Raw genomic sequence first — 11,014 nt, forward strand, 5'->3', positions numbered from 1 at the left:
ATCAGTCCTCCAGACGCGGGAAACGGCCGGCGATGTCTTCGCCGGTGAAGTTGGCAACCCAGCCTTCAGGGTTGTTGAACAGGCGAATCGCCACGAAGTGCGGATGCTCGCCCATGTCGAACCAGTGTCTGGTGCCGGCCGGAACCGAGATTAGATCGTTCTTCTCGCAGAGTACGGCGTAGACGTAATCGTCGATGTGTAAGGTAAACAGGCCACGGCCGGCGACGAAAAATCTGACTTCGTCTTCGCCATGGCGATGTTCTTCGAGGAACTTGGCGCGCAATTCGGCTTTTTGCGGGTGATCGCTGTTCAGGCTGATCACGTCGACAGTGATGTAACCGCGCTCGGTCATCAGCTTGTCGATCTGCTCTTTATAAGCGCTGATCACTTCTTCCTGGGTGGCGCCGGGCTGAATCTTCGCGGCGGCTTGCCAGCGGTCGAAGCGCACGCCCTGCTCGGCCAGGGTCGAGGCGATGTCTTCAAAGTGGGTCAGCACTTTGTTGGGAATGTCGGGGCTTGAGACGTGATAGACGGACAGGCTGCTCATTGGGGCAATTCCTCGGTATCGGCCTTGCCGTCCGGTTCTTGCAGACCGGTCGGGCACAGCATTTCATCAGGCAAATGGGCTACTTCCGGTGAAGTCAGCCTTGGCGGTTCATGACGCTGCGGGTTTTCAACTCGCATTCAAACAGAAATTCAAAGGCCTCGATCTGCCGCAGCGCGTCGTTCATTTGCGCGCCCCAGGTGTAGAGGCCGTGGCCGCGAATCAGATAGCCGACGCAATCAGGGTGGGCGTCGAGCCAAGGCTGCACCTTGGCGGCGAGGCGCGCAATGTCCTGATCGTTGTCGAAAATCGGCACGCGCACTCGCGATTCATGGGTCGAGATGCCGCTGAAGGCTTTCTGCAGTTCGTAGTCTTCGAATTCGATAAAGTTTTCCGGCGTCAGGCGCGACAGCACCGTGGCGTTGACCGAATGGGTGTGCAGCACTGCGCCGATCTCCGGCCGCCAGCTATAGAGCTGGGTGTGCAGCAGGGTTTCGGCGGACGGTTTTTTACCCGCCTCCAGGCTGTTGCCGCAAAGGTCGGTGGCGAGCACATCGTCCAGACCCAACTGGCCCTTGTGCTTGCCGGACACGGTCAGCAGCGCTTCGCTCGGCGACAGGCGCGTCGAGTAGTTGCTGCTGGTGGCCGGCGACCAGCCGCGACCATACAGAAAACGCCCGGCGTCGACGATTTGCTGGGCGAGTTGTTCACGCGTAAGGCTCATGGCCTGTCCTCTTGCATACGTGTGGCGATGATAACGGCAGCAGCGAGCGCTGCGAGACTGGCAATACTAAAGGTCAATGTTGCGCCGAGGGCATTCCAGCTGTAACCGGAATACAACGCGCCGAGCGCACCGCCAGTGCCGGCCAGTGCTGCGTACAACGCCTGGCCCTGCCCTTGCTGACGCGCGCCGAAACTACGTTGCACGAAAGCGATGGCAGCGGCGTGAAAACTGCCGAAGGTGGCTGCGTGCAGAATCTGCGCGAACAACAGCACCCAGAGAAACTCGGCGAACGAACCTAGCAGCAACCAGCGCAATGCCGCCAGCAGAAAACTCGCCATCAATACGCGACGCAGGGAAAACCGCGCGAGAATCCGGCTCATCGCCATGAACATCAGCACCTCGGCGACCACACCCACGGCCCAGAGCATACCGATGGTGCCGCGTGTGTAGCCGAGTCGTTCAAGGTGCAGGGTCAGAAAGGTGTAATACGGGCCGTGGCTCATTTGCATCAGCGCCACGCAGCCATAAAACGCCAGCACGCCGGGATTGCGCAGTTGCTTGAGGAAACCCTCGCCGTTCGGCCGATTGCCCTGCGGCGGTTGCGCGTTTGGCACCCACAAACTGCTGAGGACGATGCCGGCCATGATCAGCACCAGCGCCGCCGGGTAGATGTCGAGGCTGAGCCATTCGAACAGCCGGCCCAGTACGACCACGGTGATGATGAAACCGATCGAGCCCCACAGGCGAATCTGGCTGTAACGTGAGGTCTGCCCCTGCAAATGCGCCAAGGTGATGACTTCGAACTGCGGCAGTACCGCGTGCCAGAAGAACGCGTGCAACGCCATGACCATCGCCAGCCAGGCGTAGGTCTTGCTGATGAAAATCAGGGAAAACGTCAGCAGCGTACACACCGCGCCAAAGCGCACGATGGCCAGACGTTTGCCGGTGTAATCGCCGAGCCAGCCCCAGATGTTCGGCGCCACGCAGCGCATCAGCATCGGAATGGCGACCAGTTCACCGATCCGCGCCGGACTGAAGCCGAGGTGATCGAAGTACAGCGCCAGAAACGGCGCTGTCGACCCGAGCAAGGCGAAGTAGAACAGATAGAAACTGGACAGTCGCCAGTAAGGGAGCGCCGTCACGCCGGTTATGCCGCGACGGCTTTAAGGCCTGCCATCAAAGCTGACCCAGCACCGGCGTGCTCACGCGCACATCGGCGTTCTGCCCACGGTGACGCAGCAGGTGATCCATCAGCACAATGGCCATCATCGCTTCGGCAATCGGCGTGGCGCGGATGCCGACGCATGGGTCGTGACGGCCCTTGGTGATCACATCCACCGGATTGCCGTGGATATCGATCGAACGGCCCGGGGTGGTGATGCTCGACGTTGGTTTCAGCGCCAAATGGGCAACAATCGGCTGACCGGACGAGATGCCGCCGAGGATGCCGCCCGCATTGTTGCTGAGGAAACCTTCCGGAGTCATTTCATCGCGGTGCTCGGTGCCGCGCTGGGCAACCGAAGCGAATCCGGCACCGATTTCCACGCCTTTTACCGCGTTGATGCTCATCAGCGCGTGGGCCAGTTCGGCGTCGAGACGGTCGAAAATCGGCTCGCCCAGACCGGGCATCACGCCTTCGGCAACCACGGTGATTTTTGCGCCGACCGAGTCCTGGTCGCGACGCAATTGGTCCATGTAGGCTTCCAGCTCCGGCACTTTTTCCGGATCCGGGCTGAAGAATGCGTTCTCTTCCACCGAATCCCAGGTCTTGAACGGGATTTCGATCGGGCCGAGCTGGCTCATGTAGCCGCGGATGACGATGCCCTGGCTGGCCAGATATTTCTTGGCAATCGCACCGGCCGCCACGCGCATCGCGGTTTCGCGCGCCGAGCTACGGCCACCGCCACGGTAGTCGCGCTCACCGTATTTGTGGTGGTAGGTGTAGTCGGCGTGGGCCGGGCGAAACAGATCCTTAATCGCCGAGTAGTCCTTGGACTTCTGGTCGGTGTTGCGGATCAGCAGGCCGATCGAGCAACCGGTGGTGCGCCCTTCGAACACGCCGGAGAGGATTTCGACTTCGTCGGCTTCCTGACGCTGGGTGGTGTGGCGGCTGGTGCCCGGCTTGCGGCGATCGAGGTCGCGCTGCAGGTCTTCGAGGGAGATCTCCAGGCCCGGCGGGCAGCCGTCGACAATGGCGACCAACGCCGGACCATGGCTCTCGCCAGCGGTGGTGACAGTGAACAACTTGCCGTAGGTATTGCCGGACATGCAGGACGCTCCGTGAAATCAAACCCAAATTCGTGATGCGCGCCAGTATACGCAGGCTAACCGAGTAGTTCATCCTCGAACCTTAGTGGTGCTGGCGAGTCCAACCGGCACCTTGGCGAATGATGGCGTGATGATGCTGCGAGTTTTGATCTTGAGTCTTACCCTGTTTACGGGCTTTGCCCAAGCGACGGTCCTACAACGCCCGGTCACTTTGGATACCGGCACTGGCGAACTTTTCGGTTCGCTGCTGCTGCCAAAATCTGACAACCCGGTGCCGGTTGTCCTGATTATTTCTGGCTCAGGTCCTACGGACCGTGACGGAAACAACCCCGACGGCGGACGCAACGACAGCCTCAAACGCCTGGCGTGGGTGTTGGCCAAACACAACATCGCCAGCGTGCGCTACGACAAACGCGGTGTTGCGGCGAGCCTTGCGGCGACGCCCGATGAGCGCAATTTGTCGGTAGAGGCCTACGCGGCGGATGCGGTGGCGTGGGGGCAAAAGCTCAAGGCCGATCCGCGTTTCGGCAAACTGATCCTGCTCGGCCACAGTGAAGGCGCACTGATTGCCAGCCTCGCCGCGCCGAAAGTCGATGCGGCGGCGGTGATTTCCCTGTCCGGCAGTGCCCGCCCGGTCGATCAGGTGATCCGCGAGCAACTGGCCCGCAGCCTGCCGCCGCCGCTGATGCTGCGCAGTAATGAACTACTCGACAGCCTCAAGGCCGGCCACACCGATGACAATGTGCCGCAACCGTTGCAGGTGATTTTCCGCCCGAGCGTGCAGCCGTATCTGATTTCACTGTTCCGTCAGGATCCGGCAAAAGCGTTCGCGCAATTGCAGATGCCGGCGCTGATTGTTCAGGGCAGCAACGACATGCAGGTCGGCGTTGGCGATGCGCAGGCGCTGAAATCCGCCAAACCCGACGCCGAACTGGCGGTGATCGATGGCATGAACCACGTCATGCGCATCGTGCACAACGATATGAAGCGGCAATTGGCCTCGTACAAGGACCCTAATTTGCCGCTGGCCGCCGAACTCGGCGCAAAAATCATCGAGTTTATTGACGGACTTCGCACCCGTTAACGGTTGTTTGCCCTCTAGTCCTGCAAAAAACGGCCGATAAGCCTTTGTCGCCAGCGCAACGGCTGGCGACAAGCAGGGCTTGGACAGGATCTCGCCGTTATGACTGATACCCAGACTTCACCCGACACCACCGCTGAAAAAGACGCACCGCCAGCGGTCGAGCTGCCGTGGGCGGATGTCCACGTCGAGCACCACAAGATGCTCCGCCTGGCCCCACTGCAGACCGACCGCAACACTGGCGGCCGCCCCTTGCGCTTCGTCGAATTCGGCTATGCCGAGCGCATCAGCAAAGAAAAAAGCCTGATGCGCATGGCGATCAAACTGCCCGGCCAGCGTGTGCGCAAAGAGCAGAATCAACTGGATGTGTGGGTTGATCACACGATCAAGCGTGTGCACTTCGGCCCGGACAGCGGCCTGCAGATCGAACCGATGAACCGTGGCATCGGCCGTTACATGGCCGCGCAAGGCATCAATTGGGCGAAAAAGCGCTGGCCGACCTACACCGTCGACGGCATGGACTTGAACAACAAGGACGCGCTGAACGAAGACACGCGTCTGCGTCGCGATCATTTCCTGCGCGTGCACGGCTTTGATGTGGTGTACGCCGATGCCCAGCATTTGAAGGGCAGCGTCAAGGAAGTGCAGGTTGGCGATTTGCTCGGCGACTGGAACAGCGAAAAGCTGCAGATCGTCGAGATTCTTGAAGCGGCGCAGATGCTTCAGCAGGCCGAGCAGAATCTGGCCGAGCAGGAAGTGAAGCTGAAGAAGCAGGAAGACAAGGTCAGCAAGTTCAAGCGTGAAGACGCCGGGCTGCGTTTCACGATTACGTGTCTGGTGGCGTTTGCGGTGTTTCAGGCAGGGTTGTTGATCTGGATTGCCACGCACCGCTGATGGCTGATCGTTCCCACGCTCCGCGTGGGAATGCAGCCCGGGACGCTCCGCGTCCCAACAGCGGACGCAGAGCGTCCATTGAGGCATTCCCACGCAGAGCGTGGGAACGATCGGCCGATTAGACGCGGGAAGCGAAAAGTGCCTGATGATCGCGGCACTGCTCCGCCGTCAGCATGAACACGCCATGCCCGCCACGTTCGAATTCCAGCCAGGCAAAATCGACTTCCGGGTACAACGCGTCAACGTGCACCTGGCTGTTACCCACTTCGACAATCAGCAAGCCCTTCTCGGTCAGGTGGTCCGCCGCTTCAGCGAGCATCCGCCGAACCAGATTCAAACCATCATCGCCACACGCCAGACCCAGCTCTGGTTCATGCTGATATTCGTCCGGCATGTCCGCGAAATCTTCCGCATCCACATAAGGCGGGTTCGACACGATCAGGTCGAAACGCTGACCCGGCAAACCATCAAAACCATCTCCCTGCACGGTGTAGACGCGCTCATCGACGCCATGGCGCTCGATGTTCTGGTTGGCCACTTCCAGCGCTTCGAACGACAGATCGGCCAGCACCACCTCGGCGTTCTGGAACTCGTAAGCGCAGGCGATACCGATGCAACCGGAGCCGGTGCAGAGGTCGAGAATCCGCGCAGGTTCGGTGCCGATCCACGGGGCGAAGCGGTTTTCGATCAGTTCGCCAATCGGCGAACGCGGGATCAACACGCGCTCGTCAACGATGAACGACATGCCGCAGAACCACGCCTCACCCAACAGGTAAGCGGTCGGAATGCGTTCTTCGATGCGGCGCTTGAGCAGTCGTTGCAGGTTGACCAACTCGTCGTCTTCGAGCGCGCAATCGAGGTAGCTGTCGGCGATTTCCCACGGCAGGTGCAACGCACCGAGCACGAGTTGCCGGGCTTCGTCCCAGGCATTGTCGGTGCCATGGCCGAAAAACAGATCCTCCCCATGGAAGCGGCTGACGGCCCAACGGATATGGTCACGCAGGGTACGAAGTCGGGAAGTGATCACGGCGCAGAACTCCAGAAAAAACGACTGGCGATTCTACCAGCCAAAACGCGTGACGACGACGCAGGAAAAACATCGCGCCGACAGTAGGAGTTTTCTGTTTTTTGCATCGGCTATTGAACAGAACGTGTAACTTGACAAGGCTGCAGGCCAATAACGACGGTGCCTACGATGGTAGCGATTCACAGAACCGCTCAGCCAGAGGACAATGTCGCAAAAGCCCCACCCCAAGGAGCCCCAGAATGTCCGTTCCAAAAACGATGTTTCAACTCAGCGGTCGCGGTTACGCAGCGGCCACACTGAGCCATGCCACCGTGGTCATCATCGATGCCCAGAAAGAATATCTCAGTGGCCCGCTGGCCCTGAGCGGCATGGACGCGGCCGTCGCGAACATCAAACAAGTGGTTGCCGCAGCCCGTGCAGCCGGTCGGCCGATCGTGCACGTGCGTCATCTCGGCACCGTCGGTGGCCTGTTCGACCCGCAGGGCGAACGCGGCGAGTTCATCCCGGGCCTCGAGCCACAAGGTGATGAAACCATCATCGGCAAACTGCTGCCGAGCGCCTTCCACGGCACCGAGTTGCTCGATCGTCTGCAAAACCTTGGCTCGCTGGACTTGATCGTCTGCGGTTTCATGAGCCATTCCAGCGTCAGCACCACCGTGCGTGCGGCGAAAAACCTGGGTTTCCGCTGCACCTTGGTCGAAGACGCCTGCGCCACTCGCGATCTGCCGTTCAAGGGCCGCGTGCTCAACGCTGCCGTGGTGCAGGAAGCTGAAATGGCGATCATGGCGGATAACTTCGCCACCCTCGCACTGACTCAAGACCTGATCTGATCTGCGCAGATCCACTTCAGATGAGCGGCTCACGGCGCCGCTCATCCGCAAAATCCTCTCATTTGCCGCAAATGCCATAGCCTCAGGAACAACCCGGTCAACTCCCGGTCGAAGGGCCGATACCCATTGAGGAAGGTCGGAATGAAGTTATCCGATGGATTTGACGCACGCCGCTTGCGGCCCAAAGGCCAAAGCAACTGGCGTTTTCGTTTCGGCGCAGCGATCGCGGCCATTCTGGCCACGTTCGGCGTGCTGCTGGCGATGGCCGGGGCGGCCAGCCTGCTTGGGCGCCCACCGGCACTCGGTGACTTGAACGCTACGCCGATGGGCTCGGCGATCATTCTGGCGGTCGGTTTGCTGTTTCTGTATTTCGGTGTCGCCCTGTGGCGTCGCTGCCGCCGTCGCGCACGGCAATCGCGGGAACTGAACATGTCCCCTCACCTGATGAAAAAACACGACTGACGCACCGGCCTGGCTTTTTGCCGGGCCGTTTTGTTTCGACTTGGGTAAACTGGCCGCCCTTCGCGGAGGCTGACATGCAAGACGACGATTTTTCTCTGTTCAAAAGTGCGATCCAAGGCGTCAAGCCGATCAAGCACGACCGCGCCGACACCGGCAAACCCAAGGCTGACCGCGCACAGATTGCCAAGCTGCGCCAGTCCGCCACCGTGCGCACCGACACCGCTACCGTTGATGGTCTGTCCGATCAGTTTGTGATCGACGTCGGCCCGGAAGACGAGTTGATGTGGGCGCGTGACGGCGTGCAGGAAAGTCAGATGCGCAAGCTCAAGGTCGGTCAGATTCCGTTCGAAGGCAGCCTTGACCTGCATGGCATGAGCGTAGAGAAGGCCCGCGAAACCCTTTGGGCGTTTCTTGCCGAAGCGACCAAATTCGAAATCCGCTGTGTGCGTGTTACTCACGGCAAGGCTGTACGCCTGGACGGCAAGCGGCCGATGATCAAAAGCCACGTCAACACTTGGCTGCGTCAACATGCGCAGGTGCTGGGTTTCTGCTCGTGCCAGGCCAGACACGGCGGTGCCGGCGCGGTTTATGTGATGCTCAAACGCACCATGATGGAAGGCCGCGACGAATAATCCGCCCCATCTGAAGCCCCGCATCGTTAGTCACGATGCGGGGCTTTTACTTTGCTGAAGCTGTTCGAATGGCGCAGCTGAACGGCATCTTTCGGCAGTCGGCTTTGCACCCACTGCCAGCGACCGACGCATTAAGCGCAATTCAATGAGTGACAGGCGCCAGCGCATCGTTTGCTGACGATGAGGGCACATAAACTGAATGGCTCTGCTCGTGTTCCTCTTGGTGAGCCTTTTCGATACGGTAAGTGAGTTCTTCTTCAAGGTTCTCGTAGTCGACGTTTTTGCCGTCTTCGTCGCGCAGACCCCCATAGTTGAACACTACAAGATGCTTACGAAAGCCTTTACCCTTTCGCGCACTTGGCATCTTGAAAAAGATCTTCCACCGGCTGTCATTAAAGTTCGGCAGAGTGTCAGCCTTCTCGGCAATGATATGAAGTACCGTATTGAGTTGCATCTGAGCTATCCCGCTGTACGATTCGACCTCTGTGGCTTCAATCGATGTGTAAGGGACTAACCCATCAGCATTGAAAAACCAGATGCCCTTGTCCTTGAGGACCATCAAAGTTTGCGAACCAGCGTTGCGATTCAGCCACGCCATGCCCAAGTACCATAACGAACACACCAGCAGCAGCGCAGCAATTCCATTGGACTCCATACGGAATCCCTGGATGGCCATGACCAAGAATAAAACACCGCCCAATAAAGCCCTCACAGGCACGCGGCGACGCTCGGTAAACGCCATATCATTGATTGAACTTTTCATGATTTTCCTTTGGCTAACAGGCGCGAAAATCGCATCCAGGTAATGCAAAAGGCCCTTTCGGGCCGTCGTTTTAAATGAACCTTTCACCCATCTCTTCTTGCCTGCGAATGCCAAGGTTCAGCCTCCACACACAGCAACTCTCTGGCTTCTCAACAGGGTAAAGGTTGACCTGTGGCCTTTGCGTCAGTGACACCTTTGCGGGTCATTAGAGGCCGCGAGAATGGCGATTGCTGCCATAGCAAAAATGACGTTTCAGGATTTTACTCGATAAAATAGCTGACGTGAGAGATCTACTCTGGCGCGCTGGATGTCGGTGAGCGTTCCGGGGAGGGTTATTTTCGGCCATTCAAATACCTGTCGCGAACTGAGCGCTCATTCGAAGTGGCGGACGAACTCTTCCAGGCCGCGCTGATCGAATTGGGGATTCGCGCCCGCCGGCAATACAACTGCCGACACACATACGCTACCATGTGCCTCATGGCGGGTATGAACCCTGCGTTTATTGCCACTCAGCTCGGTCATAGCGTTCAGATGTTGCTATCGACTTACGCCCGATGGATCAACTCCAGCACTGACTGGGTTGAACTCGGTAAGCTCGAAAACAGCTTGATTGGTACAAAATTGGTACAGACAGAAACAGTACCCCTCTGAAACCCTTATGGAATCAGCCCCTGTGACACTGGAACAGAACTACACCGCGATTCTCGGCCAATTGGGCGAGGACGTGTCCCGCGAGGGCCTGCTCGACACGCCAAAGCGTGCCGCCAAAGCCATGAAGTACCTCTGCCGCGGTTATGAACAGACGCTCGAAGAGGTCACCAACGGTGCCCTGTTCAGCTCCGACAACAGCGAAATGGTGCTGGTCAAGGACATCGAGTTGTACTCGTTGTGCGAACACCACCTGCTGCCATTCATCGGCAAGGCGCATGTTGCGTACATCCCGAGCGGCAAAGTGCTGGGCCTGTCGAAGGTCGCGCGGATCGTCGACATGTACGCCCGCCGCCTGCAGATTCAGGAAAACCTCAGCCGTCAGATCGCCGATGCTGTCCAGCAAGTGACTGGCGCACTGGGCGTAGCCGTGGTGATCGAGGCCAAGCACATGTGCATGATGATGCGCGGTGTCGAGAAGCAGAATTCGTCGATGATCACCTCGGTGATGCTCGGTGAGTTCCGCGAAAACGCTGCGACCCGCAGCGAGTTTCTCAGCCTGATCAAGTAATTCGCAGCACGAAGAAAACCGGCATTCATCGCCGGTTTTTTTTTGCCCGTGAAAAATCGGGTAAGCTGCGCGCCTTTCTCAATTTGCACCGTGAGGCTTTCAACGTGTTCGTCAAAGCGCTTCGTGTCGGCCTCGGCCAACTGGTTATCTTCATCGACTTCATCACCCGTCCGGGCAAGAAAAAACGCCCCGCCGCTGCCCAGGCTCAGGTCGAGGCAGCCGCGAAGGATCTGACGCTGTATCAGTTCCACGCCTGCCCGTTCTGCGTAAAAACCCGCCGTACGCTGCGCCGTTTGAATGTGCCGGTGACACTGAAGGATGCGAAGAACAATGAACAGGATCGTCAGGCGCTGCTGGAACAGGGCGGCCGGATCAAGGTGCCTTGCCTGCGGATTGAAGAAAATGGCCAGACGACGTGGATGTATGAGTCGAAGGTGATTATTGATTATCTGGATAAGCGCTTCGCGGCAGTCTGATGATTATGTGGTGATGCTGATGGCCTCATCGCTGGCAAGCCAGCTCCCACAGGTTTTGTGAACGCCACAGATCACTAATGAAATGGTTACCCCC

The 11,014-nt window shown here is 58.8% G+C and carries 13 protein-coding genes and 2 pseudogenes; 8 read left to right on the forward strand and 7 right to left on the reverse strand.

Going from position 1 to position 11,014, the window contains the following annotated elements:
* Position 1 precedes the first annotated feature (1 nt).
* The 4 genes from FGA82_RS29930 to aroC form a co-directional block, all read right to left on the reverse strand.
* On the reverse strand, positions 2–547 hold the full coding sequence (locus FGA82_RS29930; protein ID WP_141129882.1) for a 1,2-dihydroxy-3-keto-5-methylthiopentene dioxygenase: 546 nt from the start codon (positions 545–547) through the stop codon (positions 2–4).
* 94 nt (positions 548–641) lie between these two features.
* Complete coding sequence (locus FGA82_RS29935) at positions 642–1,268, reverse strand: methylthioribulose 1-phosphate dehydratase (protein WP_141129883.1); 627 nt, start codon at positions 1,266–1,268, stop codon at positions 642–644.
* The gene (locus FGA82_RS29940; RefSeq protein ID WP_141129884.1) at positions 1,265–2,410 is read right to left on the reverse strand and encodes an MFS transporter; all 1,146 of its coding nucleotides are present in this window, start codon (positions 2,408–2,410) and stop codon (positions 1,265–1,267) included. The genes FGA82_RS29935 and FGA82_RS29940 overlap by 4 nt, the downstream gene beginning before the upstream one ends.
* A gap of 34 nt (positions 2,411–2,444) precedes the next feature.
* Entirely contained in the window at positions 2,445–3,536 is a 1,092-nt protein-coding gene (gene aroC, locus FGA82_RS29945) for a chorismate synthase (protein WP_141129885.1), read from the reverse strand.
* Positions 3,537–3,666: 130 nt separating this feature from the next.
* On the opposite strand from aroC, the gene FGA82_RS29950 reads away from it, so the two are divergent.
* Positions 3,667–4,620, forward strand: coding sequence for an alpha/beta hydrolase (locus FGA82_RS29950; protein WP_141129886.1), 954 nt, complete (start codon positions 3,667–3,669; stop codon positions 4,618–4,620).
* Positions 4,621–4,719: 99 nt separating this feature from the next.
* Positions 4,720–5,511 (forward strand): hypothetical protein, encoded by a 792-nt coding sequence (locus FGA82_RS29955; RefSeq protein WP_141129887.1) that lies wholly within the window; start codon positions 4,720–4,722, stop codon positions 5,509–5,511.
* A 118-nt stretch (positions 5,512–5,629) separates the two neighbouring features.
* Here FGA82_RS29955 and prmB read toward each other — a convergent pair whose 3' ends face one another.
* Positions 5,630–6,538, reverse strand: coding sequence for a 50S ribosomal protein L3 N(5)-glutamine methyltransferase (gene prmB / locus FGA82_RS29960; RefSeq protein ID WP_122605429.1), 909 nt, complete (start codon positions 6,536–6,538; stop codon positions 5,630–5,632).
* 239 nt (positions 6,539–6,777) lie between these two features.
* Between prmB and FGA82_RS29965 the strand changes: the two genes are divergently transcribed.
* From FGA82_RS29965 to FGA82_RS29975, 3 genes are all read left to right on the forward strand, one after another.
* The gene (locus FGA82_RS29965; protein ID WP_141129888.1) at positions 6,778–7,368 is read left to right on the forward strand and encodes a cysteine hydrolase family protein; all 591 of its coding nucleotides are present in this window, start codon (positions 6,778–6,780) and stop codon (positions 7,366–7,368) included.
* Between the two features lie 141 nt (positions 7,369–7,509).
* Positions 7,510–7,830, forward strand: a complete 321-nt coding sequence (locus FGA82_RS29970) for a hypothetical protein (protein ID WP_007914024.1) — start codon at positions 7,510–7,512, stop codon at positions 7,828–7,830.
* 74 nt (positions 7,831–7,904) lie between these two features.
* Complete coding sequence (locus FGA82_RS29975) at positions 7,905–8,462, forward strand: Smr/MutS family protein (protein ID WP_034151743.1); 558 nt, start codon at positions 7,905–7,907, stop codon at positions 8,460–8,462.
* 142 nt (positions 8,463–8,604) lie between these two features.
* On the opposite strand, the gene FGA82_RS29980 is transcribed toward FGA82_RS29975, so the two are convergent.
* A complete protein-coding gene (locus FGA82_RS29980) occupies positions 8,605–9,339 on the reverse strand; it encodes a hypothetical protein (protein WP_249384301.1) in 735 nt (244 codons plus the stop codon).
* Between the two features lie 183 nt (positions 9,340–9,522).
* A pseudogene (locus FGA82_RS29985) lies at positions 9,523–9,636 on the reverse strand (DNA adenine methylase); the annotation flags it as partial.
* On the opposite strand from FGA82_RS29985, the pseudogene FGA82_RS32645 reads away from it, so the two are divergent.
* From FGA82_RS32645 to FGA82_RS30000, 3 genes and pseudogenes are all read left to right on the forward strand, one after another.
* Positions 9,628–9,876: pseudogene (locus FGA82_RS32645) on the forward strand (site-specific integrase); the annotation flags it as partial. The pseudogenes FGA82_RS29985 and FGA82_RS32645 overlap by 9 nt on opposite strands.
* A gap of 22 nt (positions 9,877–9,898) precedes the next feature.
* Entirely contained in the window at positions 9,899–10,444 is a 546-nt protein-coding gene (gene folE / locus FGA82_RS29995) for a GTP cyclohydrolase I FolE (protein ID WP_212760558.1), read from the forward strand.
* A gap of 104 nt (positions 10,445–10,548) precedes the next feature.
* Positions 10,549–10,920 carry a glutaredoxin family protein gene (locus FGA82_RS30000; protein WP_141129890.1) on the forward strand — a complete coding sequence of 124 codons (372 nt, stop codon included), beginning with the start codon at positions 10,549–10,551 and terminating at the stop codon, positions 10,918–10,920.
* The last annotated feature ends 94 nt before the right edge of the window (positions 10,921–11,014 follow it).

Source organism: Pseudomonas fluorescens, assembly GCF_005938625.1.
Classification (GTDB): Bacteria; Pseudomonadota; Gammaproteobacteria; order Pseudomonadales; family Pseudomonadaceae; genus Aquipseudomonas; species Aquipseudomonas fluorescens_BD.

What these genes read in the sequence shown, in the direction of transcription:
- FGA82_RS29950 (WP_141129886.1), top strand. Translation starts at nt 3,667, where the DNA reads ATGATGCTGCGAGTTTTGATCTTGAGTCTTACCCTGTTTACGGGCTTT.
- FGA82_RS29930 (WP_141129882.1), bottom strand. Translation starts at nt 547, where the DNA reads ATGAGCAGCCTGTCCGTCTATCACGTCTCAAGCCCCGACATTCCCAAC.
- aroC (WP_141129885.1), bottom strand. Translation starts at nt 3,536, where the DNA reads ATGTCCGGCAATACCTACGGCAAGTTGTTCACTGTCACCACCGCTGGC.
- FGA82_RS29955 (WP_141129887.1), top strand. Translation starts at nt 4,720, where the DNA reads ATGACTGATACCCAGACTTCACCCGACACCACCGCTGAAAAAGACGCA.
- FGA82_RS29935 (WP_141129883.1), bottom strand. Translation starts at nt 1,268, where the DNA reads ATGAGCCTTACGCGTGAACAACTCGCCCAGCAAATCGTCGACGCCGGG.
- FGA82_RS29970 (WP_007914024.1), top strand. Translation starts at nt 7,510, where the DNA reads ATGAAGTTATCCGATGGATTTGACGCACGCCGCTTGCGGCCCAAAGGC.
- FGA82_RS29975 (WP_034151743.1), top strand. Translation starts at nt 7,905, where the DNA reads ATGCAAGACGACGATTTTTCTCTGTTCAAAAGTGCGATCCAAGGCGTC.
- FGA82_RS29965 (WP_141129888.1), top strand. Translation starts at nt 6,778, where the DNA reads ATGTCCGTTCCAAAAACGATGTTTCAACTCAGCGGTCGCGGTTACGCA.